Source organism: Lentiprolixibacter aurantiacus (genome assembly GCF_026241225.1).
Lineage (GTDB): Bacteria > Bacteroidota > Bacteroidia > Flavobacteriales > Flavobacteriaceae > Lentiprolixibacter > Lentiprolixibacter aurantiacus.
On record NZ_JAPFQP010000001.1, the window covers coordinates 762447 to 788726 of the forward strand.

Consider the following 26280-nt stretch of genomic DNA (forward strand, 5'->3'; position numbering starts at 1 on the left):
AACCCTGTATTATGGCCGAAGCAAAGTCCGGGCTAAACATCACTGCTATTCGTGACGATTTTCCGATACTGAAAAGGGAGATCCATGGCAGGCCACTGGTTTATCTGGACAATGCGGCAACTTCACAGACCCCAACGCAGGTTATTGACGTGATAGTGGATTACTATTCCCGCTACAATGCCAATATCCATAGGGGCGTACACACACTTTCCCAGGAGGCGACTGAAGCCTATGAGGGAGCCCGGATAAAGTTGCAGGAACATTTCAATGCCAGGAAGCCCTATGAGATAATCTTTACTTCAGGGACCACACATAGTATTAACTTGGTGGCCAATGGATTTGTGCCTTTCCTTGAGCAGGGAGATGAATTACTGGTTTCTGCTATGGAACATCACTCCAACATAGTGCCATGGCAAATGCTTTGCGAAAAGACCGGTGCAAGCCTGAAGGTAATCCCCATGAATGCTGATGGGGAACTGGTAATGGAAACATTTCACAGCCTTCTGAATGAGAATACGAAACTGGTATTCTGCAACCATGTATCCAATGCGCTGGGAACAGTGAACCCTATTGAAGAAATTATTCATGCTGCTCATGCGGTGGGAGCTGCTGTATTGATAGATGGCGCCCAGGCGGCCCCTCATATGGTGGCAGATGTACAGGCCCTGGACGTAGACTTCTATACCATTTCAGGGCACAAGGTTTGTGGTCCTACCGGGATTGGGATGCTATATGGCAAAGAAGAATGGTTGAATAAAATGCCCCCTTATCAGGGTGGTGGGGAAATGATTTCCGAGGTGACCTTTGAAAAAACCACCTATGCCGGTCTTCCCCATAAGTTTGAGGCTGGCACTCCCAATATTTGTGGTGGGATTGCCTTCGGGGCCGCTATAGACTATTTGAACGGCATTGGTTTTGATGCTATCGCTGCCTATGAAAAGGAATTACTGGAGTATGCGACAGAGCGATTGCTTTCTATTGAAGGATTGAAGATCTACGGCACCTCTAAAAACAAGACTTCTGTAATCTCGTTTAATGTAAAGGGAATTCATCCCTACGATATCGGAACCCTTCTTGATAAAATGGGGGTTGCTGTGCGTACAGGCCATCATTGTGCTCAGCCGATCATGGATTTTTACCAGATTCCGGGTACGGTAAGAGCAAGTTTTAGCTTTTACAATAGTAGGGAAGAAGTGGATATACTCGTTGAATGTATCCAAAGGGCCGTGCAGATGCTTTCGTAACGCCCAAACTTTTGAATACGCGGGATTCATATTGTATTTTTGTTGAAAATTAAAGCATGACTATTCAGGAAAATCAGGCAGAGATTGTTGAGGAGTTTTCGATGTTCGACGACTGGATGCAGCGCTATGAGTATATGATTGAACTGGGAAAATCGCTGCCCCTGATCGATGAAGCCTATAAAACCGATGACAATATTATCAAAGGATGCCAGAGCAAGGTATGGGTGCATGCCGAGCTTGAAGGGGATAAACTTGTTTTCACGGCAGATAGTGATGCCATAATTACCAAAGGGATCATTGCCATCTTAATACGGGCATTCAGCAACCAGAAACCCCAGGATATAATTGACGCCGATACTGCATTTATAGACGAGATAGGACTTAAGGAACATTTATCTCCTACGCGGGCAAATGGACTGGTCAGTATGATCAAGCAACTGAAGATGTACGCCATAGCCTATCAAACCCAATTGAATTAAGAAGTAATACAATGAGCGAAGCCGTTCGAGATACACAAGAGCTGGGAGAAAAGATCGTAAGGGTCTTAAAGACCATATACGATCCCGAAATTCCGGTAGATATTTATGAACTGGGACTTATCTACGATGTTTTCGTTAACGAAGACAACGATGTTAAGATCCTCATGACGCTTACTTCTCCCAATTGTCCGGTTGCAGAATCCCTGCCCGTTGAGGTGGAAGAAAAGGTTAAATCCCTGGATATGGTCAATGGGGCACAGGTTGAAATCACCTTTGATCCCCCATGGACGCAGGACCTAATGAGTGAAGAAGCCAAACTGGAACTTGGACTGCTCTAAAATTTAATCCCGACCAATCATCATGTCTGAAATTGTCAACCGCGTAGCCCAGAGCAAACTCATCACCTTTGATCTGGAGGATTATTATCCAGTAGGGCCGAGAATGGTGCTGGATATCAAAGACTGGCTGTATGAGGGGCTTATCCTGAGGGAGAAAGAATTCCGGGCACATGTGGATGCCTGTGACTGGTCAGTTTATCAGGGTGCTTTTGTTGCCCTGCGGTGTTCTTCAGAGGCCATTATACCCGGGTGGGCTTATATGTTGATAAGTTCACGACTTCAGGCTTTCGCCAAAGAGATTGTGGTGGGCGATCTGGAAACCCTCGAAACGGTACTTTATCAAAGGGTTTTAGAGGCTTTGGATACAGAGCAGTTCCGAGATAAACCGGTGATAATAAAGGGCTGTACCAACAAACCCGTCCCTAAAAATGCCTATATCTGGGCAACGGCCAGAATACAGGAAACGGCCAAAAGCGTGATGTACGGAGAAGCCTGCTCCTCGGTACCGTTGTTTAAACGTAAATAATGTTCATAACCCCGTATACTTATTAACATTTACTACTTTAGCGGTTGATAAGCTTTTAATAAACCCATATAATCATGAAAAAATTAGTAACACTCGTATTGTTCTTTTTGGGATGCTCTCTGGGGCTGGCTCAGACTGAAGCTGAACTGAAAAGCGAGCTGGCAACCAAGAAAGACTCCATCTCCGCCATCCAGTCGCGGGCAGATGCCATTCAGGCCAAAATTGATGCCCTGCCAGGGTGGAAGATTGGTGCTTTTGGTACAATAGGGGGGAACTTATCCAATTTTAGCAACTGGTACGCCCAGGGGATACCCAACAACGCGTCCGGGAATATTGGATTTACGGTCAATGCCTATGCCAACCTGAAACAGGAGAAATACTTCTGGAGAAATACGGCCAACCTCAATTTTAGCTGGGTGAAACTGGACGACAAAGATGACCCTACGGACCCGGATGGCTTCAGACAGGCTACAGACGTCTTTAATATATCGTCCCTATACGGAAGATATATCAGCAAGACGCTCGCTGTTTCTGTACTTGGGGAATACCGGACCACCGTTTTGAGCAATTTCAACGATCCGGGTTACCTCGACATTGGAACCGGATTCACCTGGACCCCTGTTACGGATCTGGTTGTGGTGGTACACCCGCTCAACTATAACTTCGTATTCAGCAGTGGGGATACGGTTTTTGATTCCTCATTCGGTGCCAAGATCGTAGCAGATTACACCCGGAGCATTGGGGCAGTCAATTTCAAGTCTAACCTGTCTATGTTCCAGAGTTATAAAGACAGCAACCTTTCTAACTGGACCTGGATTAATTCTTTTGGATATACCCTTTGGAAGATGATCGGTGTGGGATTTGAATTTGGCCTGAGGAGCAACAAACAGGAAGCGTTGAATTACGCCATAAATACCTTGGGGGATACTGCGGCTACCTTTGACAGTATAGATAATGAGTTGCAGACCTACTGGACACTGGGTCTTAGCTATAAATTTTAGAGAAGAGATACACTACATAAAAAAAGCCCTGATTTTTCAGGGCTTTTTTGATAAGTAGGATGTGGTAAATGGGGTTTCGCTTTCCTAAGCTGAATGGGTTAAGTGTCAGTTTGGGGTTATCACTTAAACTTAATCTGTAAACCAAAGATAGGAGCAGAAGCTTTGCAAGCCCAATTTATGTTGTGAAGGGGGACTATGATGTTGCGAAAAATACAAGCGGTCAATTTCTCCGATGAATGACCTTGTATTGCCGGGATTGCGCCTTAATATTCATCCAGATTTTCGGGATAAAGGAAGTTGTTATAAGGGAATCTGCCCACGTGGATTTCTCGCACTGCATGGTAAACCCGTTTCCTGAAGGTGTCCAGGTTTTCTTTATTGAGGGCCGAAATAAAGACCGCGTTTCCACTCATCTTTTTCATCCAGGTTTCCTTCCAGTCGGCAATGGTAAAATGCCTTGTAGTCCTCACAGTTTCCAGGTCATCTTCCTCGATCTCATCCGGCTCATACAAGTCGATTTTATTAAAGATCATAATGGTGTTCTTTTCTGCACAACCGATTTCCCCCAGGATCTGGTTAACGGACTCGATATGGTCCTCGAAATTGGGATGGGAAATATCCACCACATGAAGCAGCAGATCTGCCTCCCGTACTTCGTCCAGTGTACTTTTGAAGCTCTCCACCAGTTGGGTAGGCAGTTTCCTGATAAAACCAACCGTATCGCTTAACAGAAATGGAAGGTTTCCCAGTACCACCTTCCGCACGGTGGTATCCAGGGTAGCGAACAATTTATTTTCGGCAAAGACTTCACTCTTGCTGATCACATTCATGAGGGTAGATTTACCCACATTGGTATATCCTACCAGGGCAACACGCACAAGAGCCCCCCGGTTGCTCCGCTGGGTCTCCATCTGTTTGTCGATCTTGTCCAGTTTCTTCTTCAACAGGGAGATACGATCGCGTACAATTCGGCGGTCGGTCTCAATTTCGGTCTCCCCCGGACCGCGCATACCAATACCCCCTCTTTGCCTTTCCAGGTGTGTCCAGAGGCCGGTTAGCCTGGGCAGAAGGTATTCGTACTGGGCCAGTTCTACCTGTGTACGGGCGTAGCTTGTCTGGGCCCGCTGGGCGAAAATATCCAGGATCAGGCCTGTGCGATCGAGGATCTTACAGCGGAGTTGTTTTTCAATGTTACGCTGTTGTACAGGTGTTAACTCGTCGTCGAAGATCACAGAGCCAATCTCATTCTCTTTGACAAATTCTTCTACCTCTTCCATTTTCCCGCTACCTATAAAAGTGCGTGGATTGGGCACATCAATCTTCTGGGTATAGCGCTTTACCACCTCCCCGCCGGCCGTATAGGTCAGGAATTCCAGTTCATCCAGATATTCCTTTACCTTTTCCTCATCCTGCTGGCGGTTGATCACACCAATAAGGACGGCCTTCTCATACGTATTTGCTTTCTTTTCTAACATGAGGAAGTTTAATATGCAAATCTAAGGAATAGCTGACAAGTGTTTTTCTTATTTTAGGGCTTTAGTCCGATTGGAAGATAAATTATGCTATTCAAACGCCATACCCCTTCAAACAGTTATACCCTGGGGTTTTACAACCTTGAGAACATTTTTGACACAGAGGACGACCCCCTTACCCTGGATGATGACTTTACCCCCCAGGGGCCAAAGAAGTGGACCGAAAAGCGCTACAGGCGTAAATTGCACAAACTGGCCAGAACTATTGAAAAGCTGGGGAAAATCACCTCCGGAAAGTTACCGTCTATAATAGGCGTAGCTGAGGTGGAGAATAAAAAAGTATTGAAAGACCTGATTAACACAAAACCGCTAAATCGCTACTCTCTTGGGATCGCACATCACGATTCTCCGGATGAACGGGGGATAGATACAGCGCTGTTATATGATAGCAGCTGCTTTGAATTAATTCATTCTGAAGCCATCCCATTGCTCGTACACAACGAGGAAGGCGTGCGCGATTTTACCCGGGACATCCTTTATGTGAGGGGCAAGCTAAATGGGGAAGCACTTCATGTGTTTGTTAACCACTGGCCTTCACGCCGAAAGGGAGAAGAAATAACGGAGTCTCGAAGGTTGACGGCATCACATACATTATCCAGCTTCATTAAGGACCTCCTGAACAAGGAAGTAAATGCTAGCCTTGTAATCATGGGTGATTTTAATGACGGTCCGGAAGCAAAAAGCATTAAGCAATTAAAGGAGAATCTTGATTTGTATAATCCCATGGAAAAGCTGGCCACACCGGAACGGGGTAGTGCCAATTACCGCAGAACCTGGTCCCTCTTCGACCAGATCCTGATTTCGCATAGCTTTTTTAATTACGAAAAAGGGACACACAGCTTTACCCAGGCCAATATCTTCGATGCCCATTTCCTTACCGAATGGAAAGGGCGCTACCGGGGCAATCCTTTCCGCACCTATGTGGGCAAGAAATACCTGGGCGGATTTAGCGACCATTTTCCGGTTTATATCCAATTAAAATTTAATAATTAAGGCAGCTTGCATCATGCCATAGGTCTTCTCTCCATAGTGAGAAAAAATTTCCATTACATATACTGGCAGCAAGAATCATGAGGCTCAGGGTGTGTTATTAGCAGCACTATTATTTACCGTTGTGGAATGTATAAAATTCAGTTTAAGTTCATCCCCTATTCGTATAATATGAGCACTTTGTAGGTCATATGATTTAACCTTTGTGTCATTCTTAGTGAGAGTTTCAACGTAGTAGTATTTTAGAAGTGCACTATTACAATCAGAATCAACATCAAATTCAAATTCTTCAAATAAGCATTCTGCGGGTGCCGGAAAATCTATTATTAATTGCACAAGTTTATCATGGTTATACACCTCTCCATCAAGGTATACCGTATAATCCTGAGTGGTAAGTCTTTGCATCTTTTCAAAATCACTTTCGTTTGCTGCGATTAAGAAGTCTATTACCAATTGCTCGGCTTGTTTAGGATCTACCTGATCACATTTTTGAGTTTGGGTTCCACATCCTAATGTAATAGCGAGGATCAAGATTGATAACTTTTTCATTACAACTGATGTTTCAATTCTGCCTTATTGGGAGTAGTTTTTATTCTTTTTTCTCCGTTATCCTGTTCAGTATAGGGGTTGCTATAGTCCCCAAAACATCAAGAATGGCGAAAACCCCTAAAAGCCGGAAGTAAAATTCATTTTCTTCAAACTTGTTTATTGTCGATTTAATAAGCATTAGGGCAACAATGGAGATGAAGACAATGGTCCCGATTAGAGCATACTTTACCTTATTAGTTTTTGGGCTTATTTGGAATAAAAGTGAAATATGAGCTATGGATACAGAAAGAATTATGAAAATAAGTACGGTCTGCCACATATAATCAGGGTCAATAATGTCCCAGATTGTGATTATGGTCGTCAGGAAGGCCAAAACAGAAATAAGCATTCCAATCAGGGCGAAAGACCTGAACCCAGCCCGATTGTGAATTGTAGAACTACTGAGTCCTGTAAGGCTAAAACCACCTATAGCCAGGGTAGTGAAGAGGAGTTTAATTTCTGTTTCCCCGAAGTCTCCAACAAGGAAAATTACTATGCCGATTACTGCACTAATAACCAATGCAACTATCAAGGTCCGAAGAAAATACTTCTTATAGTTAATGTCGCCCATCTGTTCTTTTGATTTACGGCTATAAAGCTATGGTCGTTGAAGTAAACGGACAATGATGTGCGTCAGTCAATAAGGCCTCATTACCTAGTCTTTGCTTAGTTCAATTTTTCTATTTGTTCTAATAACCCAGCTAAAATCTCATCGTTTTCGTCCAGAAGATGATCTTTAATGACAATGTCGGGTAGTACCCCTTTACCGTTGTCTATGCCGTTTACCCGGTAGATTTTCCCTTTGGATATACCTAACTGGATCTTAGTATTGGGCAGGGTGTAAGCAAATATAGAGGCCAGCAGATTGGGATGTTCAGCTGTTTCTTCCCCCACTATCACGCCAAAACCATAATCCTGAATCTGAGCAGCAGCGACTGTAGCTTGTGAAAAGGAATGGCGATTAACCAGCACATACACTTTTCCCTGAAAACGTTTTGCTTTCGGTTGTGGCTCATGAAAACCGAAATCATAATCGCCGATCTCACCGTCTTTAAGTGCTAAAATCCATTTCCAGTAGGCTTGAGTTGTGTCTTTGTTTTGGCGGATATCTTCTTTTAAAATCCGACTACTTTTCAATTGAAACTTTGAATTCCACCTGAAAGGTTTATCGGCAATGTAAGAAACCAGATAATCACTAAAAGGATCATCGCCCCCTCCGTTGTTTCTCAGGTCAATAATTAGGTTTTTGTACTTACTTGCATCGATTTCCACAAAAGCGGAATCTATAAACCTCTTGTACTTTTCTAAGTCTCCGGATAAACTTCCAGGTCTTAAATAGGCTGCATTTGGAAGTAATTTCAACGCCCAGTCTTCCTGAACAATATCGCTACGCTTCATCTCGTAATCATCCCAGGCTTTTATGGCCTGGAGGGTATAGGTAACGCCTTTCCCATTTTGGAAAACTTCCACTTTAAATTCCTTTTGCTCACCAAAAACCTGCCAATAATACCTGGGCAAGGTAAATGACTCAATCAGGGTGTTTTTAAAATACAGGCTCTCAGCCGCAATTTGTGGATAAATCTTTTCCAATACATCTGAAATAGGCAAACCATTTATACTTCTCAGTTCAGATCCTATCAAGATGGAAGCATTTTCAGACCAATTTTTACGAACCAGGACTTTTCCGTTTTCTATAGCTACTTCCAACGGAAAAACTACACCACCGGATTCGAAAAATTCCACATAGGAGGGAATTGGAAAAGGAACATTGGTATGGGCATTATTGGCTTGGGCAACTACTTTCTGAAAAAGATTGGTCACTTCCAGAAGACCAAAACTATCTTTCCGGATTTCTTTCTGAACTGCTAAAAAGTTCTGTTCAAATTCGGTTTTTGTGGTATGGCCGTACAAATCAAAATGGGTCTCTTCCAGGGATGATTTCAAATACTCTAAATCGGATAAGACATCTGCCCTGGAAAACTGCTGGGCTGAAGTTTGCAGGCTGAAAAGGACGGTCAGAATTACCAGAAAATGTTTAAGGTTCGTGATATGGAAAGCCTTTGTTTTGGGCATGACTCTGTTTTTTCGGCAAACATAGGGTTCAAAAATCCTGAGATCGACCGAATGCGTCCATCAGGACGCTTTTTTCAAGGTCCTAAGATACTCGCTTGGGGTCTGATGGGTGATCTTTTTAAAAACATGATTGAATGTCGACTTAGAATAAAACCCACATTCGTACGCATGGCCAAGCAGTGATAGTTTATCGCGTTCAGCAGATTGAAGACGTTCTTTAAAGGCTTCCACGCGATAGGAATTGATCACATCATAAAAATTGTGACCAAAGTTCTGATTGATTTTAGAAGACAATGGTTTTGGTTTCATGGCTAACAAATTAGCCAGCATGGCCAGATTCAAATCCGGGTTCAAATAAGGCTGCTGGTTTTCCATCAGTTGCTTGAATTTTGAAAGAAAGGCTTCGTCTTTTTCTGTAATCGTATTTTTTGATTTTTTCTCAGGAGGCTTTAAATGCACCACCTCTCTTTCTTTCTGCAAATAGCCTTTGAATCCTATCCAACAAGCAATTACTGCCAGAACGGTAAAATTGGGCAAAAAGTAGTATTCACGTAAACTCTTATCAAATACAAAACGATCAATCTCTGTAATTACCCTCCATATAAAATGGTAGCTCACAAAAACCAGGATAGGTGTTTGCAGCCACTTCAGGGAAAGGTTTTCAATTTTGGAATAATATTCCTTTAGCTGGGTTTGATATTTTGTTAGAATGACCAAGGAAATAATGCTGTAGACCCAAATGGAAATTACGCCTATCCATTGCTGCGTTAAATAGACGTAAGAATAGGTAGGTAATTCCTCCAGGTACAATCCATCAGAGCCAATCCTGTAGATGGCAGTCCTGTAAAATATAAACTCCAGAAGCAGGGGTAAAAAATGCAGGTAATGTATTTTTTTAAACTCGAATTTTGGGTTGGTTATGCATTTGGTGTAGAAATATAGGGTTGGCCCGATGCCATAGATCATTTCCATTTGGATGTATCGGAACACATGCAGCATTCCGTAATCTTTCAAAACATTGACCAGCACGATATTCAATGCCATCAACGCATAAAAGAACACCAATAAGGCCAGGAATATATTTCCCAGTCGTCTGGGTCGTTTAAAAGCAATCAACCCACTTAGGATCATGGCCTGCACGGCAAACACGCAAATTAGAGTGAATAATATGGGGTTTGAAGTAACCATTTAGGCATTTATTTTTCAGGTCTTTCTGCCAAGTATGCCGTGATATAGCTTATAACAGCAATGTTTTACAAAGAAAGCATTGTTAACGGATGTAATATTTAATAGATTGTCTGTTCGAAATCATATTCTTTTATGAGACCGTTTGAATCAATCAATTCCATAGATATGATGTTGCCAAGTTCATAGTTTACATAGTCGCAAAAAGTATCACCATCTTCAAAATTTAGTTTATCTAATTTTACCACCTTCATGTTAGCCCTGACCCCTTTATGATAAGCTTTAGAATTCTCAATAACTGACTGTACATATACACCCTGATTAGCAGCGTAACCCAATTTAAATCCGGGTACGCGGATCGAGTCTTGAACTTCTTTAGTTTGTAACAGATGGAGGGTTTTGTTATCCCAATCGATAGTGACTCTAAACCGTGATAGTAAATTGTTGCCCACAGATACAGTTTTTCCTGTTCGAAGCATCACTTTTTTAAGATATGTAGTAGTATCGATATTAACCGAGTCGGTATAAACGATTTCCCGACTTAAGGCAACTGGTTTACCAACAATTCCACTTTGCTGCTTCCCTTTTTCGGTTAATGTCTCACCAATAATATTTCTATTTTTCAGCACCCTGAATATCTCATCATTTAAAGCGATCGAGCCATTGGAGCCGTAATCCACCAATACATTTCTTACTGTAGCCCGGCCTACATTTATGTTGGTGAACATATTGTATTGATTATCTGTTTTAAAGGGGATCTCAAGGCCTCTCTTAAGGACATCTTTGTTTATGTTATTGGATAAGGTTATGGATTTTGCCTCCTGATCAATCGTCCAGGCACAATGTCGCAAAAGGTTGGAACCAACAATCCCATCTATTTCCAGACATTTTAATAATGGGTTGGATTCAAAATCCCCAATAAATGCAGTTTGGTTATTGAAAGACACATTACCAATATTTAGGGACTCAACACTTACCCAATTAATGTTCTTTCTATTGTTATCGCTGTCAATTAAGTTTCCCTGACTAACTAATTTAAAATTTAAGTCACGCTGAAGTTTATTTGAAATGCTCAAGGGTGCACCGGAATCAAACAGAAAGCGATATTCTTTTCCCTGAATGTTAACGGGCATGAATATAAGCCCATTGCGAATTTCTATGCCAATGGATTCCCTGAACTCCTTTTGGCTAATTGTTCCGGATTGTATGGCCTGGGTCCAATGAGTTTTACAAGCATAATTGATCAGTAGCCCTAGGGCAATGAAGATGTATATTATTCTTTTCATAAGGGGTATACCTAATTGTAAAAATACCTATCGAACGGAATTTCTGGCCTAAATCACTTTTATTCTAAATTCATTCCCAATTTAAACCAGCACCTAATTGCAAAATTTTCCAGCCGTAATTTTCAAGAGTAATATCGTTACAAAATAGTACTAACCCCAAATTGTCGGCAGGGTAAATTTGCATGATGGTAAAAAAGCCTGGACCGCCTCCCGTATGCTCGAGTTTGTATCCACCTTTTTCTTTGAAGATATGCCAGCCAATACCCCGCCTGAAAAAATACAAACCTTCATCATCCGCTTCTGCTACATGGCTGTGATTGGTCATTAGGTCGATGGATTCTTCCGAAAGGATACGATTACCATTAAGTGCTCCCTTATTCAAATAAGCTCTGACCAGGCGTGAGGCATCCATAACCGACCCTATTAATGCTGAGGGGGGCTCCTGATCGGTATAAACCCGCTCCATCCATATACTACCATTGGAGGTTTCACGTATAAATGACCCTATCATGAGGTGAAGTAGCGGAGACATGAGGCTAAAGGATGGATGAGACCCAGCCGCTTCAAAAGCTTCCATTTCCTTAGTAAACTTAAAACCAGTTTGGGTCATCTCAAGGGGCACCAATATGTTTTGCTCAATATAGTCACGGTAGTTTTGTCCGCTTGTTTTCTCAATAATGGCACCGAGAAGCATATACCCAATATTGGTATAAGCCGTGTCTTCTCCGGGATCAAATTTCAATGTTATGTAATCAGGAAATACCCTCTCAATTAAGACCGTCTGATCTAAAGGCGGTTCCCCTTCATGATGTATCCATTTCGCTAATTTCATGCCGCCGGCGTCCGGTATTCCTGAACTGTGGTTAAGCAAATGCCTTATGGTTATGGGAGTCCTTTTGTCTGATGGATATGCTACTTCAAAGAAAGGGAGGTGCCTGGAAACGGGATCATCCAGTTGTAGTTTACCTCGTTCCTGAAGCTGTAGAATGGCAATAGCAGTAGGTATTTTGGTAATGGACCACCAATGGTATACAGTTTGTGGGGTGGCTTTTATGTTACGCGGACGGTCTGCCCAGCCAAATCCTTTGCTGTATACAATGCTATCATTCTTAACAATGACCATGGAAAGACCTGGTGGAGAACCTGAATTTACCAGCGTTTCAAGATAGGCATCCAATTCAGTTACATTTTGCACTGAATCAGGTGGTATAGGTATTTTAGGACGGGCAACGTATGCCACCATTGTAACCAGTATAATAACAGCAAGCAGCACAATATTTCTCCGTTGAGTAAATCTTGGAGCCTTTGATTTTGTATTCATTTTCTTCATTTTAATTGCACTGTCGTCCGGGTCGTTGCTTTAGTTTTTTTCTAGAGGTGCTTTTTAGGGGGCTTAAGCCCAAACACAAATCGTGTTATATTGTTAGTTCTGATAAGCTGATAAAGCAGGATAGATGCAGGAATGGCGGTAAAAGCAATTATTCCAAATTTGATAAACAAATTCAGGTCGGTCAAAATAATGTAATAACCAATTACAATGATTAGTGTTTGATGCAGGATATAAACAGGTAATATGCTAATGTTTGCTGGTCTAAGCAATGAATGTTTACAATCCAATTTTGTTGCAAACAGCCCAAGGAAGAACAGGGTCCAGCTTAGGGCAATGAGAACGGCGAGAGTTGAAGTCAAGACATGAAGCAAATCAAACTCAGGTGATGTATAAGCCTGTACCATCTGATCGCTGGTAGCGCCTAAGTACATGAAAATAATGGAACTCAGAATACCCACAATAAGCAATAGGTGCCTTCTGGATTTGATGATGTCGATGAATTCGCTTTCAGCCATAAATATAAAGCCGTAGACAAAAGGCCAGAGGTATATAAAAAAGTCACCCCAATCAGTGTAGCCCTCAAATACAGGTTTAAGAAGTAGTCTGCTTGCCAACATTGGAATAACCAGAATGAACACCCCAAAAGGAGCTGATAATGTTCCTTTAATCCCGTTGAATTTGATCTTTCCTTGCTGAATTCTTGTAAATAGCGGGATACACAGAATTGTCATAAAAAAGAGATAGGGAAGATACCATAAGTGGGTTCCGAGATGCCCAAACCACAGCAATAGGCTGGCACCCATATTTGCATCAAGTTGCTCAATTGGATAGCGGTTTAAAAAATCCAGAAATCCTCCGTCAAAATTTTGGAACATTTTCCATTCATAAAATCGCTGTGGAGGGATCAGAATAACAATTCCGAAAAGAAATGGAACAATGAGTCTTTTGACACGGTCTGCGATGAACTTTCCCTTTCTGGACCGCATAGCGAAATAGGTGCCCGCTCCGGAAACCAAAAATATCACATGCATCCTCCAGCCATGGGTGAACATCGTCAGGGCATCAAAAACAGTATGTTGTTCCTCATTCTTTATGTGCCATTCCAAGTGATCGAAAGGTCTCCATGAGTGAAACACGAAAAGCAAACCAAAGGCCAGTACCCGTAGCCAATCCAGGTAATAAAGTCTTTTGTTTGACGTCATGGTACGATTACGGTTTTGATCAACTCTTGCCAATTTATACATGAATAGAGTCGCCTTTGTGGAGAATGGCATATTGGATATCCATTGCTTCTAACTCATTCCTAAACTCATCTTCGTCAGCATGGTTAAAGTTTTTACTAAAAAAAGCCGGGCAATTATAATGGCAGGGAATAACCAGTTTGGGCTTCATAATTCGTATAGCCTGTAAGGCTTCCGGTATATCCATGGTGTTATGTACCGCGTTCCCTCCTATAGGGATCATCAGTACGTCTGGACTGTCAATGGATTCCCATTCATCCTTGTGTAGCAATGTGTCACCAAGATTGACTAAGGTCTTCCCATCTAGTTGAATCTTGAATCCAATAGCGCCCCATCCGATTCGCTCATCACGCCCTGGATTAAGCGTTTTTGAAAAAGGCCCCAGCTTAACGGTAAGCGGCCCATGAGTGGTTTTGATTCCCGTAATGGTAACACCATCAACTTCAATGGTTTCATCCACTGAGAGCTTGTGATGATTTTTGAACTCCGTAGTAAAGGCAACACCTTTATCCCGTGGACCTAGCAGTAGATATTTCCCGTCAATCTCTTGCACCATGGTCTTGTTACAAATAACCGGCGCTTTTGAAACCGCTGCCATTCTATCAGCGTGCCAATAGTGATCCGGATCGCCATGCGTTACAAAAATATGTGTAACGTTATTCCACTCGGATTTAGGGATCAGCGGACTAAACCTGAAATAATAGAACATTAAACCTCCCGGATCTACGGCTAATTTCTTATCACCAGATTCAATGAGGAAAGCGTTATAGAGATAGTGTGTAATTTTCATTTGAAGTCAAAGCTGAGGTTAGTACTAGGTGCTGGTATTTACCTTCATTTTCTTTATTTCCTTTCCCGCAATCCATTTTACTATGCTCTTCTTCCAGAAGGGGATTTGAATATCGTAGTAATAATCTTTCTTATCCTGGTAGAATTCGTAATCCGCCCTTCCCTTCAGTTTATTCCATTCGGAAATCGACTTGAAAATGTTGAAATACACCAGCTGGGCAAATGTGGGTTCAATTTTTTCCTCTGCTTTAATGGCACTAATCAGTTTTACGTATGCCTTTCTTGCCTGAATACGATTGCGGGCGGTTTCATTTTCCGTTTTTCGGGCTACCATTAGCTCCACAGAAGGCACAAAGTTGAATCCATATTGAGTAAAGTTTTCGGTAAGATACTTGCAGGTCAGATCTGCGCCAAATCCCCCACAGGTAGAAAGGGCCATAGCGTACTTCCCGAAGAATATGGGCCTATGAGCCATAAAGCTGGTCCGTTCTACAAATTTCTTCATCAATGCACTGATGGCTCTGGCATAGGTAGGGGAAGCAAAAATGGTTGCATCAGCATTTTTCATTTCTTCAATGATCAAATCACGATCATCTTTATGCGGACAAGTGTCCTCCCCATTGTTGATACATGAATAACAACCAAAACAGTCCTTTAGATCCAGTTCGGAGAGCATAAGGATCTTGAAATCTATTTCTGGATTGCTCTGTTTGAGCATACGGAGTATTTCGTAGGTATTCCCTCTGTGCGGGCTTCCGCAGATAGCTGCTATTTTTATGCTTTTATCCATCTCAGGGGCATTCTTATTGGGTCAATGATTAATATACCGGTCCGAATACCACAGCCTCTTCACCAATTTCCATGCTCTCACAACTTTTATAAAAGCTGCTCCCGTCCTTCTTTATCTGGAACCTTAACTGCTTACCCTCACCATTTGAGGCCAGCGGAAGCCAGCGATAGGGGAGATCCAATTCGGTTACTTTAGGGTCTTTAAGATCGAGGATGGCGTATTGGCCTTTCTCATTTGTAAAGCCTTCTGGCTTTTCAAAAGTCAATTCCAGGGTGTTTTTATCCACATTTTTCAATGATTTGAGCTTCACGACGCGGTCATCACTGTATTTTTCTGTATCAGTATCAGTCCAGATTTTGTCTTTGTTCATTTGTAAGGCCGCTAAAAACCCGCCCGTTACGCTACCTTCAAAACCTCCTCCCGGAAATGCCCAGGCTGATGCAAAATACAAGTTGGGTATCAGGAAGTTGTTTCTGAATCGCTTAGACGCCGTTAATTCCAGAGTTTGGGCAAAACCGTAAACTGCACCACCAGGGTTAGCGGTAAAACGCTTGATGGTCTTAGGGGTGGAGATTTCATAATATTCAATGGTTTCTCCTATTCCCGGGAACTTCTCTTCTAATCGCCGCAATAAGATCTGAGCTACTTCTTCTTTTTTGGCCTTGTACTCCTCATCACTGAGGTTTTCCCAGTATTTTAGATAGTCAACAGTACAGATTACACCGGCAGCTTTATCCGGTGGCGCGAGTCCGGCGTCGACTTTTTCATAATCTACAAATATGAAACTCCGCTTATTCCAGTCACCTAACTGGTTGGGGTGCACGTCTTTTAAGGTCTTAACGTCCTCTCCCTGTATGAAGTTTGAATAATATTTAACCCCGAACTGATCCAATTTCTGATTAAAGCCAAAATACATGCACAATAGCGAGGTTGATGCGGGATGTGAACCTATCTTTTGCTTAAGTGTACTGGCATAGGGCTCATCCAACAAGGCGGGCACCGTGGGGATGGCTGCGTTGGCTACTACATTGTCACAACTAATGGTGACAGGGTCTTCTTCTTTATGAAAAACATCGCGGAAAACAACTCCTGTAGCCCTGCCATTTTTGGTGATGATTTTCTCAGCCTTTTTACCCAACAGCACCGTACCCCCGTGCTTTTCAATAAAGGAAGCCAGGTGATCGGATAGCTTCTGTGAACCACCTTTTATAAAGTGACCTCCACTTTCAATGAAGCCGGCAAATGGCAATCCAAAATAGAACATGGACAAGGTGTAAGGATCATCGCCCCAGTAAGCAACATGCGCTGTAAGATCAAGTTTTAGCTCCTCATTTTTTATGTGCTTATCCATCCAGGAACCCACCGTATGTTTTGTTGCCGTTACGAGGTTTGGATAAAGTAAAGGGAATAGTGGATAGATCAGCTTACGCTTTAAAGGAGATCTCGGTAAGTTCAGTGCTTCATGCCTTATTCCGGCCAGCAACTTCATGAATTTCTTTATGGCTTTCTCTTCTTCAGGGTACTTGTCTACGAGTGCTTTTGTCGCTGCTTCAAAGCCATGGGGAAATACAAAGTCTTCTTTATCAGATAGTACGCCGTAAAACTCAGGCACTTTCAGAAATTCAACGTTATTATCTACCTCCAGCATTTTGAAGATATTTCGGATGGTACCACCCTCTACCAGGCCACTCATTTCATGAAGGCCTACTTCTATAATAAAATCTCTTCGCTTAAATGTGGTGGCACAACCACCAGGTTTATAGTGTTGCTCCAGAAGCAATACTTTTTTTCCAAATTTAGAAAGGGTAGCCCCTGCGGTTAATCCTGCCAGACCACCACCGATGATAATGGTATTGTACCTCATTAGTAAAGAGATTTATCCGTTAGACATTAAGGAAATAACCTTCGAAATTATCTAATATTCACCTCTTTAATAATGATAATTATCATGAAGCTTGCCTTATTTGGCCAATAAAAAGACATGCCCTGGTGAGTGACCAGGGCAATGTTTATGAAATTTAAATAAGAATAATTTTGTCTTGCCTCAATAACATCTCATGATGTAATTGTCGACAGAAATCACTTAGTTCACTGAAGGTGTTATGACAAATTTACGGAAGTCAATTGGGCCATGATCTCCCTGGATCATAATCGGACCGGGTTCGCCTTCCTTACTGTCTAGGGAACCTCCTGTTATGCCGGGGATCGGACGATTGGCAACAACTTCAATCCCGTTATGTACAATGGTAACATGTCTTCCCACCAAGGTAATTTCATAGGTCTGCCACTCTCCGGGTTCTTTTGCGGCATTAACCGCTGGTGGGATATAGCCGTAAACGCCACCAATACTTACATGATCGGCCCTTCCCTTGGAATCTTCAATCTGAATTTCATAACGGCCGCGAAGGTATATTCCGCTGTTACTGCCTTCAGGGTACCTGAATTCTACACTAAGTTTAAAATCATCAAATTTTTGATTGGTGATCAGGTTGCCCCCTTTTTCCGGGTTCACCAGCATACCATCGACCATTTTGAATTTATTGTTCTCCGGAATGATCCAGCGATCCATATTATCGGTGAGCAGGTTGATGGGATTACCCCAGACCGGTGGTTCAGTTCTTTTTAAACTTGGGGCACGAACTCCGGTAAATTTAAGTTTATTCCCGTCGAGCATTTTATATCCCGAAAGCTTGTCATCTTTCAGGCTGAATTCAAAATAGATATCATCAATATCCATCCATTGGGGAGGAATGGTAAAATGATATTTGTCTTTCTTGGCATCGTAATGTACTTCGGCAATAGGCCTTGCGCTTCCTTCGTACCCTACATAATAACCAACAAGGGTGGAAAAACCGGATAATTTAACCTCCAGCCATCCGGGGAAACCATCAGACGCCATGAGTCCATGCCTGAACATTCCGAGGTTCTCTAATTGATCCTGCTCCATGACTATGGTAAGATCCCATTTACCAATCAGCGGGGAATCACTTTCAACACGTTGTGCGTACAAAGCAGAAGAACCCACTATTGCAAAGACAGTAAGAAATAAGAGCGTTTTTAAATTTTTCATGATAGTATGAAGTTAGTAGATAGTTAAGACTTTTATTTTGGTTAAGGTACGAATCTAATAAAAATTGAAATCGGATAAAAGGCAGGAATTTTTGTTGGAATTTAGTATAGGTTTCCCCTGCATTGAATTACTTAGTAACCCGTAAACACCAAAGCCTCACAATAACCTTTATTGGGATAACAATTTTCAAACCTGGAGTTTTCCACATAGTGATTTAATACATCCACGATCTGTTTTGGATCTGTAACCCCAATACTATCTTTCAGATCCCTGATTTTGCCAAAAGTGCTCCTGTCCCCTTCCGCATACTGGACAAAAGCATCATAGCCCTCCGGTTTATCAAAGTTCATAGGGCCACGGGTATTATCCATTTTCTTGTAGGGCCAGAAGGTCCAGTGGATTCCATTTTTATCTAACAGTTCCCTGAAATCCCTGACCCAGCCATCATCATTTTCCCCACTTTCCCCCATTAATAAGGGCACATTGTATTTTTCCCTGAAGTCGACATATTCCTGGATCTCCTTTTGTTCCGGAGGCATCCAATATTTATGGAATGTATAGGCCAGCTTGTCGTCAAAAGGTTCTGAGAACACCGAAAAATCAGTCTCCCAGACAGCACCCCCCAAAAAGACAATATGGTTTTGATCCACCTCTCTTATGGCCTTCGTAATCCTTTTGTACAAGGGTTCCAGGTTGTGTTTCAGGGAATCGGCTTCAAAATAATGAGGAATGGGCTCATTGAGTAAATTGTAACCTATAATGGTGGTATTGTCTGCGTACCGTTCTGCTATCTCCTGCCAGATAGCCGTAACCTTTTGTTTCATGCCTTCATCCACCATCAGCCAGGGATAACCATCACTGTTATCTATATTGTCGCCGGTCTGGCCTCCCGGGGCACCATGCATATCCAGCAGCACATAAATGTTGTATTTCTCGCACCAGGCTACGGCCCGGTCTATATACTTGAACCCATGCATATCACGGCCCAAAAAATCATCATTGGTTAAGAGGCGGTAATCAAAAGGCAGCCGGATAATATTCGCGCCGGCTTCCGATAACCACTTAATATCCTCTTCGGTTATGTAATTCTCAAGGAAGGCATCCCAGAAAGCTGTAGTGGCACTGTTGCCTATCAATTCCCGGATGGCCTGGTCTATTTTACGCGGGGAATTGGTATTGCGCAATTTGAACATATACCCTTCCGGCAATAACCAGTGCCCGAGGTTAACCCCTTTTAAATGTAAAAGTTCATCCTCTGGGGAGTAAATGTCTTTCCCCTCAACATGAACGTATTTTTTTTCGGCCTTCTGGCAGGAAAAGGGTATCCAAATCAAAAGGAGGTAAACCCAGATTTTAGACTTCATGAGTATCGATTTTTCCAGGCATCCATAATTCAGGTTCCATTTTTTTGTATTAAATATCTCTTTTGAGGGACGAAATTCCAAGCACATGCACCATATCAGTTATTTATCCTCCGATTCAGGCTCTGAAGGGGATCCCGTGGGGGTATCCTCGTCCTCTTTTTTGAGGGAATACTTCATCTTGAATTGGGGAGCTGCATCAATATTATCCTTATCGCTAACCTTTGCCCTGCCTACCTTTATTTTGGTCTCCGGCGATCGGGATTTCAGGTAGGAATCTACCCTGGAGACCAGTGTATTTATGTAATTTACAGCAAGGGAATCCGCCCCATAGGCAATACCGTATTGCCTTATGGCTCTTTCAAGGTCAAGGCTGTCTGATTTGAGCTGCCTGTTCAGGAAGGCCTGAAAGCCAGTTGTATCCGTAGCGGCGTCTTTTTTGGTTTTCTTATTATAGGCTTGCCGGGCAAGCATCGATGCCAGTTTTGCCTGCAGGGAATCTGCCCCAATAAAGTTCATTTCGGTTCTTAATCCTTCTTTTTCATTTTCAAGTTGCAGGATCAGGTCCAATTGACTCATTTGGCCTGTAGTTAGGGAAGTATCCGGGAACTGAACGGCCATGCTTTGCAGGTTTTCCGGATCGGTATTTATAAAACGTGCCAGGGAAATGACCGGGTTCTCCGTAGTATTGAAAATTTTCTTCTTTAGGGTATTACCAACCAGGGCCCAGGTATCGACTTCAGGGTCATTTACGTCACCCTGCAAGGGAATGTCCAGTTCTATATCCCCATTTCTATCCTTGAGGAGCCAGACGGCCAGTTTTAGGGGGATGGCGTATTTTCCGCCTTTCACATTTTCAACTTCCACATTTTTGATAAGCAGGTGGTTTTTGCTGTTGAGCTTTCCGTTTCTGATATCAGTGGAAGAGAAGTAAAACATCTCACCGGTGAGAATGGAATGCCCTGTATAATATCCGGAATAGATATTAAGGTCTTTTAGCGAAAAATCTTCCACAGCAATGTCAATCCTGGCGTTCATAGGATCCAGGGGGTTAAAACCAATTTCAGCCTTGAGTTTACCCCGATCATTGAGGACCATGGTGGATTGTACATCAGCCCATTGACTGTCACTGAATATACTGTCTGTTTTGATCTCAATATCACTCAGGGCGTAGTCAAAAGGCCGGCCGGTCAAATTGTCCGTGTAATCCATGCGTCCCTCATTTACTTCCACATGGTTCAGCGCGTAATAGAGGGCATCAGTTTCTTCCGTATCCGTTTCTGGGGAATCGGGCTGGTAATTAAAGATCCTGAATAGATTGTTGGAAACCGAATCCAGTTCGAATTTCAGATAGGGCTGCTCAAAAACCAGTTCTTCAACGATATACGAACTCTTATCAAAATTGATTTCCTTCAGGGTGCAAAGGACTTTTTCACTGGAGAGGAATACCGCGTCTTCCCGGTCGGTCATCAATGGATTAATAAGATCTAACTCTCCTGAAATTAGCGTTTCCATAGGGTTATCCAGGTTGCCTGTTAACTGGATGGAGGCGTGGGCCATGCCATCAAGCTTTCCAATATTTGCGAATTCCAGTGCATATTCCGTAAAGTCACTCAATTGCAGACTGTCTATCTCGATGGTACTCTCAAACGCTCTGCTTCCCGGATGTACATCGGAGAAGGCCTCGACCTTAGCTGAACCAATTCTAAACTCGAAATCTGCATCACTATCGTGTTCCTGGTCCCATGCGATTTCAGGAATGAATAGGGAGAAATGCTCAATTTCTGAGGTATGATCCACCTTGGCATCGTAAAAATGAACAGAGGCGTCTTTTAACTCCAGGTTTTCAAGAAAAAATTTGAAGGCCTCTTCTTCGTTCATATCCGTTGTTGTGCTGTCTTCGGTGGTATGGAAAGCCAACAGGTCGTCAAAATTAAAGGTGGAATCCTTTTTGACTATACGGACATCCAGACCCTGCAGGTATAACTGGTCAAAAGCATAGGTATTGCTGAGGTATTTATAAGGCACCGTATTCAGGATTAAGGTATCAAACGAAACGAAAACATCACTGTCATTGGCCTCGAACATTTTAAAGTCGTAAACCTTAATGGTACCGGTGAAATAGTTGATCCTTAGTTTATCCATATGCAACTTCCTGCCCACCAACTCTTCGGCGTTGTCTATCGCGTAATTCTTTAACCATCCGGGGAGCAAAAGAAGCAGCAGTACTGCCACAATGCCCAGTCCGACTCCTGTATACCTGAGGATTTTATTTCCTGACTTCATTTAAGCAGAGGTGATGAATTGTTTTTTTGGTTATAATTCAGATTAAAAAGATAATAAGTTTCGAAGAGATTGTAAGAAGCTCCAAATTTCCAGAAGTGTAATATAATATCTGGATCTATCATAGCTTGGTTTGTACAGGTGTTCCTTTGGCTGATGCCTGTATATGAAATCTGTTTTGCCAGATATTATACATTCCTGGCATTTTGTTCATTGACTTTTATTCCAAAGTATCCGTTGATAACATAAAGGAACATAACGAATAGCATAGCTTTTTGGGCAGTTGAGGCTTCGATAATATTCAAAAACCCGGCTAAGAAAGAGAGAAAGGCCAGTGTTGTTAATGTCAATGCAGATATCCGCAACCAATTACTTAAAACACGAGATTTCCAATGCAGCATATAATAACCAGCTAAACTTACCATCATTCCGAAGTTTACCATTTGATGCGCCCCCTTACCAATTACTGATCCAAATTCATAAGAAGCATTGGGCGTTATACCAATACTAAGTGGCATGGCCATGGCAAAGAATAGCTGACCGACGCCAATAATTATAAATCCGGGGTTTTTCAAATATTTTGAAAAGAGAAATGATGAAATGGACAGTAAGGTGGCCATCATTAATTCGGCTTTCCACTGATAGTTATAGGTGGCCCAGTTTTGTATAATAAATTCATACCGTTCCGGACCATTGGGTGGGGAATCTTTCAAAACGATCATGTAGAAAAAACCTATAACCAGAAGATAGAAAGATGCAATGGTCCATAAGTATTTAGCTAATTTCATATCAATTGCTTATTTCAAATAAATACTTATAAACATAAACAATTTTGTCTTCCTTCAATAACCCTTATTACGCAGCCTTAAAATGATCTGGCCCACACTTTCAGGGAGGAGTAATGCTTAAATTCACGAAATTTCCAGTGGTCTAATATTTAATAGCTAAACAAATGATGGCGATAAGCGCATAGACCCTATTATAGCTATTTGACAGAAAAATTTAATTCCGCCTGGTACTTCTTTAATTCATCAATTAAATAATATCGGTGGGAATATCCAGTTAATACTGCAATCTTCTTATTAGGATTGAGTTTTATCTGGTTTATAATGTTTGCAGCCATTGCTTTATTTCTTTTATCCCAATATTCCATATGTATGGGGATAAAGTCTTTAAATGCTGCTAGTTCATTTCTTTCTTTTGCTATTTCCGGAATCTCCTTGTAGACATACAACTGTCTATTTCTGATGATACTATCTGTAGTTTCATTGTTGAAATCATATACTTTTGCACTGCCACCAATTTTCTGATATTCTTTATTTATGGCTAAGTATTCATCAACAATTGAAGACCGATCGCCGGATAAGATATTTTCGCGATGTAATCTGATTACAGAATTAAGTAATTCACCAGATTTGGTTAATATTTTGTGCTTAGAGTGGTAAGAATCCCTTTCCTCCCATTCAAAGGGTAAGACTTTGGACCCTGGGTGGTGCTTTATATACTTTAGCGAAACAAAACTTTCTACTTTATTTCCTTTCTTAAAAGAACTCATGAGCTGGTTTAAGAAGTCTGTTCTCTTAAGCATCCTGTTTACTGTCCCGCTGTCACTTTCACATAAAATAACAGAAGGGGAAATACTATCCAGGTAATGGTAGATATCATCTCTTTTAATCTTGTCGGTCTCAAAGTGAAACGACCCAACAACATATACTTCTGTTTTATCACGGAATGAGGGGTTATTATTTATTGACCTCTCAGGTTCTTTCTTATTGATATAGCTGTTTAGATCAATATTGTATTTAATTATCCCTCCAAGACAAATTAAAACATCCAGAACTATAAATGAGATTATAGTGTATTTAATGTATTTCATTTTATTGATGAATTCGTGTTATAGGAGCTTAAATATAAGGTTTATCCCGAATCCTCATTCCTAAATAAACAGAGGGTACAACGATGCCTGTAAGTGGCCGGGAAAATGCGGATCTTTTAGTTCAAATCCTGTTTGCTGCACCTGATTTCCGGGAGGGTAATGCAGGCACTTGTGCCGTAGATCCTCTACTTAGGCTTGGAATATTCGATTAATTCCTCTACGTACAAAAAGTCGTCCTGTGTTTGGGTAAGCTTAATGAAGTTTTTTACTGCGGGCGCGTATAACCAAACTTCATCTGCGTCGGCGCTATATCCTCTGGAATTCGTGATTTTACCTTTGTATTGAATGGTATAAGCCATAAATGTTCCCGCTTCTACTGTCTCTTCCTTAAAGGATAATATCTCAGCATCCTGACTTTGTTTTCCTGTTGTGCCATCCTGACTAGTCCAGCTGATCTCATATTTCCACTTTTTACCCACTTCCAGAGGCCAGTCGTATTTAGGGGTTACACTTTCTTCTGGTTTCACCATGTCTGCTACTGGAACAGTGTCATTCCCGATTGTCATACCCAGTGCTCCCTCAACGCTTACAATTTTCCTTGTATCCTCTCCTTCCGAACGTACTTCTCCCTGGGTTGTTACGCCTTTATACTTCCAAACCCATTTTTCACCAGCTTTGTAATCAGCTAAAGTGGGTTGTTGGGTGATACCTGATTTAGTTGCATTGTTACAGGCGACAAGCATTGCTAGCGCAACAAATAGTAGAATGTGACTTTTCATTGACAGGGAATTAATTTTTAGGTAAAGTAAGAAGGATGTATAATAGATATTTTTAGACAAAACATTCATGTCACAGTTTTTCTTTAATTGCTTTTCTCCAGAAGTAAATTCCAAAGACGCAAGTCACCATAGCAAACATAATTCCATTTTCCCCAAGCCAGTGTTCTGTCCCCTCAACCTTGGTTGTTAAGGGAGGCAAAATCTTCTGAATATATACATTGCTTACGGCGTGAAATAGCACTGCCGGCCATAAACTTTTGGATTTAAAGGTGTAATACGTCATTATAAACGACATGGAAATAATAACGGTAAAGAACGTTATGAATTCCAGCAGTACATTATTACTGTAATACACAAGAAGAGGCCAGTGCCAGGCAGCCCAAATAAACCCACTAAACAGGGATACTCCCGTAAATGAAAGTACTTTTCTTAATTCATAGATAAAAAACCCTCTCCAGCCAATTTCTTCCCCTAAAGTGGTTGCCATTGCTCTGATGACTCCTACAGAGCCCAATAATAGCACCCCTGCAATTACAGCTACAGACGCACTCAACGTACCGATTCCAGTCAGGCCAATTTCTTCTGCCCAGGCTAAAATTGTTTCTTCATTGGTTAAACCACCAAGTCCAAAGATCCAGATAAGTACATAGGATATTATTGCATATAGGGCAGGAATTAGATATGACAATCGAATATATTTCCAATTCCCCCATTCCCAGTTCAGCTGGGAAATAGGGCGTCCTTTTAACTTTAAGGTAATTAGTGCCGCAATAGCAGGACACCACATGATTGCCCCAACATAAAGCCGCGAAGGATATAATTTCACAATGGCATAATGGAATGGCGAAGTAAGGACAAGAACAAGTGCGAGAAATAAGAGTACGGTCTTCCAGATCTCTTTGCGTTCTGATGAATTTGCTGACATTAAGCTGTAATGGTTAGTTAACTCCGATAAGACGATATGACGAATTAATTGTTACAATCTGCTTGCCATATGAATTTAGACTATCGCATTATATACCAGGGCTTTCATAACTCTGACCCTAACAGGCTACATCAATTTCGTCAATATGGTGCTGATAGAATTTAAATAGCTTACCTTAACTGGCAGCATCTGCGATCATGGACTTAATTCAGGTGGCCTGAAGACAAAATAATTGTACTGCTATGATAGAGAAACTTAAAAAAATTGGACTTGGGGCAGCTATAATTTTGTTCTTGGTCGGATTGATGGTGATGGGAATGGGCTTTGAAATAATCAATAGAGAAACAACTGATCCTTCAGGCATTGAGTTTTTCTTTAATTTCCTTGGAGGAGGGTTTGTGGGATTGCTTGGCGGAGGGGTTTCAGCAGTTATGGGCACCATACTGGTCGTTGTGGGATTCGTTGAAATTGGGAAGCGATCCGGAACAAAAGGCGTTCTTATTGGGGTTGGGGCCCTTGCAATAGTCTGTGTTTTGATTTTATGGTCGATTTTTCAGTGGGGTTCCAACCTGGTGCAATCTTAAAATGATCTGC

25 protein-coding genes are annotated in these 26280 nt (G+C 41.8%); 7 read left to right on the top strand and 18 right to left on the bottom strand.

The window, feature by feature from the left end:
* Positions 1-11: 11 nt before the first annotated feature.
* From OO016_RS03360 to OO016_RS03380, 5 genes are all read left to right on the top strand, one after another.
* Entirely contained in the window at positions 12-1244 is a 1233-nt protein-coding gene (locus tag OO016_RS03360) for an aminotransferase class V-fold PLP-dependent enzyme (protein ID WP_266010827.1), read from the top strand.
* 56 nt (positions 1245-1300) lie between these two features.
* A complete protein-coding gene (locus OO016_RS03365) occupies positions 1301-1723 on the top strand; it encodes a SufE family protein (RefSeq protein ID WP_266010829.1) in 423 nt (140 codons plus the stop codon).
* Positions 1724-1734: 11 nt separating this feature from the next.
* A complete protein-coding gene (locus tag OO016_RS03370; RefSeq protein ID WP_266010830.1) occupies positions 1735-2061 on the top strand; it encodes a DUF59 domain-containing protein in 327 nt (108 codons plus the stop codon).
* A 22-nt stretch (positions 2062-2083) separates the two neighbouring features.
* Complete coding sequence (locus OO016_RS03375) at positions 2084-2587, top strand: DUF2480 family protein (RefSeq protein ID WP_266010832.1); 504 nt, start codon at positions 2084-2086, stop codon at positions 2585-2587.
* A gap of 74 nt (positions 2588-2661) precedes the next feature.
* Positions 2662-3588, top strand: a complete 927-nt coding sequence (locus OO016_RS03380) for a DUF3078 domain-containing protein (protein WP_266010835.1) — start codon at positions 2662-2664, stop codon at positions 3586-3588.
* Positions 3589-3851: 263 nt separating this feature from the next.
* On the opposite strand, the gene hflX is transcribed toward OO016_RS03380, so the two are convergent.
* Positions 3852-5063, bottom strand: a complete 1212-nt coding sequence (gene hflX / locus OO016_RS03385) for a GTPase HflX (protein WP_266010837.1) — start codon at positions 5061-5063, stop codon at positions 3852-3854.
* 84 nt (positions 5064-5147) lie between these two features.
* On the opposite strand from hflX, the gene OO016_RS03390 reads away from it, so the two are divergent.
* The gene (locus OO016_RS03390; protein ID WP_266010839.1) at positions 5148-6113 is read left to right on the top strand and encodes an endonuclease/exonuclease/phosphatase family protein; all 966 of its coding nucleotides are present in this window, start codon (positions 5148-5150) and stop codon (positions 6111-6113) included.
* Between the two features lie 84 nt (positions 6114-6197).
* Here the strand turns inward: OO016_RS03390 and OO016_RS03395 are convergent, their stop codons facing one another.
* The 17 genes from OO016_RS03395 to OO016_RS03475 form a co-directional block, all read right to left on the bottom strand.
* Complete coding sequence (locus tag OO016_RS03395; protein WP_266010841.1) at positions 6198-6659, bottom strand: hypothetical protein; 462 nt, start codon at positions 6657-6659, stop codon at positions 6198-6200.
* A gap of 40 nt (positions 6660-6699) precedes the next feature.
* Entirely contained in the window at positions 6700-7269 is a 570-nt protein-coding gene (locus OO016_RS03400; RefSeq protein WP_266010843.1) for a hypothetical protein, read from the bottom strand.
* 95 nt (positions 7270-7364) lie between these two features.
* On the bottom strand, positions 7365-8771 hold the full coding sequence (locus tag OO016_RS03405) for a S41 family peptidase (protein WP_266010845.1): 1407 nt from the start codon (positions 8769-8771) through the stop codon (positions 7365-7367).
* 60 nt (positions 8772-8831) lie between these two features.
* On the bottom strand, positions 8832-9959 hold the full coding sequence (locus tag OO016_RS03410; protein ID WP_266010847.1) for a helix-turn-helix domain-containing protein: 1128 nt from the start codon (positions 9957-9959) through the stop codon (positions 8832-8834).
* 98 nt (positions 9960-10057) lie between these two features.
* Positions 10058-11242, bottom strand: coding sequence for a retropepsin-like aspartic protease (locus tag OO016_RS03415; RefSeq protein ID WP_266010849.1), 1185 nt, complete (start codon positions 11240-11242; stop codon positions 10058-10060).
* Between the two features lie 70 nt (positions 11243-11312).
* The gene (locus OO016_RS03420) at positions 11313-12563 is read right to left on the bottom strand and encodes a serine hydrolase domain-containing protein (RefSeq protein ID WP_266010851.1); all 1251 of its coding nucleotides are present in this window, start codon (positions 12561-12563) and stop codon (positions 11313-11315) included.
* 50 nt (positions 12564-12613) lie between these two features.
* Entirely contained in the window at positions 12614-13774 is a 1161-nt protein-coding gene (locus tag OO016_RS03425) for an acyltransferase family protein (protein WP_266010853.1), read from the bottom strand.
* Between the two features lie 34 nt (positions 13775-13808).
* Positions 13809-14603: an MBL fold metallo-hydrolase gene (locus OO016_RS03430; RefSeq protein WP_266010855.1), complete on the bottom strand. Its 795-nt coding sequence runs from the start codon at positions 14601-14603 to the stop codon at positions 13809-13811.
* A gap of 24 nt (positions 14604-14627) precedes the next feature.
* The gene (locus OO016_RS03435; protein WP_266010857.1) at positions 14628-15392 is read right to left on the bottom strand and encodes a flavodoxin family protein; all 765 of its coding nucleotides are present in this window, start codon (positions 15390-15392) and stop codon (positions 14628-14630) included.
* Between the two features lie 28 nt (positions 15393-15420).
* A complete protein-coding gene (locus OO016_RS03440) occupies positions 15421-17256 on the bottom strand; it encodes an FAD-dependent oxidoreductase (protein WP_266010859.1) in 1836 nt (611 codons plus the stop codon).
* A gap of 219 nt (positions 17257-17475) precedes the next feature.
* Complete coding sequence (locus OO016_RS03445; protein ID WP_266010860.1) at positions 17476-18462, bottom strand: 3-keto-disaccharide hydrolase; 987 nt, start codon at positions 18460-18462, stop codon at positions 17476-17478.
* Between the two features lie 131 nt (positions 18463-18593).
* Positions 18594-19826 carry a glycoside hydrolase family 5 protein gene (locus tag OO016_RS03450; RefSeq protein ID WP_266010862.1) on the bottom strand — a complete coding sequence of 411 codons (1233 nt, stop codon included), beginning with the start codon at positions 19824-19826 and terminating at the stop codon, positions 18594-18596.
* Positions 19827-19925: 99 nt separating this feature from the next.
* On the bottom strand, positions 19926-22109 hold the full coding sequence (locus tag OO016_RS03455; protein ID WP_266010863.1) for a DUF748 domain-containing protein: 2184 nt from the start codon (positions 22107-22109) through the stop codon (positions 19926-19928).
* Between the two features lie 185 nt (positions 22110-22294).
* A complete protein-coding gene (locus OO016_RS03460) occupies positions 22295-22894 on the bottom strand; it encodes a hypothetical protein (RefSeq protein ID WP_266010864.1) in 600 nt (199 codons plus the stop codon).
* Positions 22895-23091: 197 nt separating this feature from the next.
* Complete coding sequence (locus OO016_RS03465) at positions 23092-23982, bottom strand: hypothetical protein (protein ID WP_266010866.1); 891 nt, start codon at positions 23980-23982, stop codon at positions 23092-23094.
* A gap of 185 nt (positions 23983-24167) precedes the next feature.
* Entirely contained in the window at positions 24168-24761 is a 594-nt protein-coding gene (locus tag OO016_RS03470) for a hypothetical protein (RefSeq protein WP_266010868.1), read from the bottom strand.
* Between the two features lie 70 nt (positions 24762-24831).
* Entirely contained in the window at positions 24832-25686 is an 855-nt protein-coding gene (locus OO016_RS03475; RefSeq protein WP_266010870.1) for a CPBP family intramembrane glutamic endopeptidase, read from the bottom strand.
* A gap of 242 nt (positions 25687-25928) precedes the next feature.
* Here OO016_RS03475 and OO016_RS03480 point away from each other — a divergent pair, with 242 nt between their 5' ends.
* Complete coding sequence (locus OO016_RS03480; protein WP_266010872.1) at positions 25929-26270, top strand: hypothetical protein; 342 nt, start codon at positions 25929-25931, stop codon at positions 26268-26270.
* The last annotated feature ends 10 nt before the right edge of the window (positions 26271-26280 follow it).

What these genes read in the sequence shown, in the direction of transcription:
- OO016_RS03380 (WP_266010835.1), top strand. Translation starts at nt 2,662, where the DNA reads ATGAAAAAATTAGTAACACTCGTATTGTTCTTTTTGGGATGCTCTCTG.
- OO016_RS03425 (WP_266010853.1), bottom strand. Translation starts at nt 13,774, where the DNA reads ATGACGTCAAACAAAAGACTTTATTACCTGGATTGGCTACGGGTACTG.
- OO016_RS03360 (WP_266010827.1), top strand. Translation starts at nt 12, where the DNA reads ATGGCCGAAGCAAAGTCCGGGCTAAACATCACTGCTATTCGTGACGAT.
- OO016_RS03430 (WP_266010855.1), bottom strand. Translation starts at nt 14,603, where the DNA reads ATGAAAATTACACACTATCTCTATAACGCTTTCCTCATTGAATCTGGT.
- OO016_RS03465 (WP_266010866.1), bottom strand. Translation starts at nt 23,982, where the DNA reads ATGAAATACATTAAATACACTATAATCTCATTTATAGTTCTGGATGTT.
- OO016_RS03440 (WP_266010859.1), bottom strand. Translation starts at nt 17,256, where the DNA reads ATGAGGTACAATACCATTATCATCGGTGGTGGTCTGGCAGGATTAACC.
- OO016_RS03445 (WP_266010860.1), bottom strand. Translation starts at nt 18,462, where the DNA reads ATGAAAAATTTAAAAACGCTCTTATTTCTTACTGTCTTTGCAATAGTG.
- OO016_RS03365 (WP_266010829.1), top strand. Translation starts at nt 1,301, where the DNA reads ATGACTATTCAGGAAAATCAGGCAGAGATTGTTGAGGAGTTTTCGATG.
- OO016_RS03460 (WP_266010864.1), bottom strand. Translation starts at nt 22,894, where the DNA reads ATGAAATTAGCTAAATACTTATGGACCATTGCATCTTTCTATCTTCTG.
- OO016_RS03435 (WP_266010857.1), bottom strand. Translation starts at nt 15,392, where the DNA reads ATGGATAAAAGCATAAAAATAGCAGCTATCTGCGGAAGCCCGCACAGA.
- OO016_RS03400 (WP_266010843.1), bottom strand. Translation starts at nt 7,269, where the DNA reads ATGGGCGACATTAACTATAAGAAGTATTTTCTTCGGACCTTGATAGTT.
- OO016_RS03405 (WP_266010845.1), bottom strand. Translation starts at nt 8,771, where the DNA reads ATGCCCAAAACAAAGGCTTTCCATATCACGAACCTTAAACATTTTCTG.
- OO016_RS03395 (WP_266010841.1), bottom strand. Translation starts at nt 6,659, where the DNA reads ATGAAAAAGTTATCAATCTTGATCCTCGCTATTACATTAGGATGTGGA.
- OO016_RS03420 (WP_266010851.1), bottom strand. Translation starts at nt 12,563, where the DNA reads ATGAATACAAAATCAAAGGCTCCAAGATTTACTCAACGGAGAAATATT.
- OO016_RS03455 (WP_266010863.1), bottom strand. Translation starts at nt 22,109, where the DNA reads ATGAAGTCAGGAAATAAAATCCTCAGGTATACAGGAGTCGGACTGGGC.
- OO016_RS03470 (WP_266010868.1), bottom strand. Translation starts at nt 24,761, where the DNA reads ATGAAAAGTCACATTCTACTATTTGTTGCGCTAGCAATGCTTGTCGCC.
- OO016_RS03390 (WP_266010839.1), top strand. Translation starts at nt 5,148, where the DNA reads ATGCTATTCAAACGCCATACCCCTTCAAACAGTTATACCCTGGGGTTT.
- OO016_RS03475 (WP_266010870.1), bottom strand. Translation starts at nt 25,686, where the DNA reads ATGTCAGCAAATTCATCAGAACGCAAAGAGATCTGGAAGACCGTACTC.
- hflX (WP_266010837.1), bottom strand. Translation starts at nt 5,063, where the DNA reads ATGTTAGAAAAGAAAGCAAATACGTATGAGAAGGCCGTCCTTATTGGT.
- OO016_RS03450 (WP_266010862.1), bottom strand. Translation starts at nt 19,826, where the DNA reads ATGAAGTCTAAAATCTGGGTTTACCTCCTTTTGATTTGGATACCCTTT.
- OO016_RS03415 (WP_266010849.1), bottom strand. Translation starts at nt 11,242, where the DNA reads ATGAAAAGAATAATATACATCTTCATTGCCCTAGGGCTACTGATCAAT.
- OO016_RS03375 (WP_266010832.1), top strand. Translation starts at nt 2,084, where the DNA reads ATGTCTGAAATTGTCAACCGCGTAGCCCAGAGCAAACTCATCACCTTT.
- OO016_RS03370 (WP_266010830.1), top strand. Translation starts at nt 1,735, where the DNA reads ATGAGCGAAGCCGTTCGAGATACACAAGAGCTGGGAGAAAAGATCGTA.
- OO016_RS03410 (WP_266010847.1), bottom strand. Translation starts at nt 9,959, where the DNA reads ATGGTTACTTCAAACCCCATATTATTCACTCTAATTTGCGTGTTTGCC.
- OO016_RS03480 (WP_266010872.1), top strand. Translation starts at nt 25,929, where the DNA reads ATGATAGAGAAACTTAAAAAAATTGGACTTGGGGCAGCTATAATTTTG.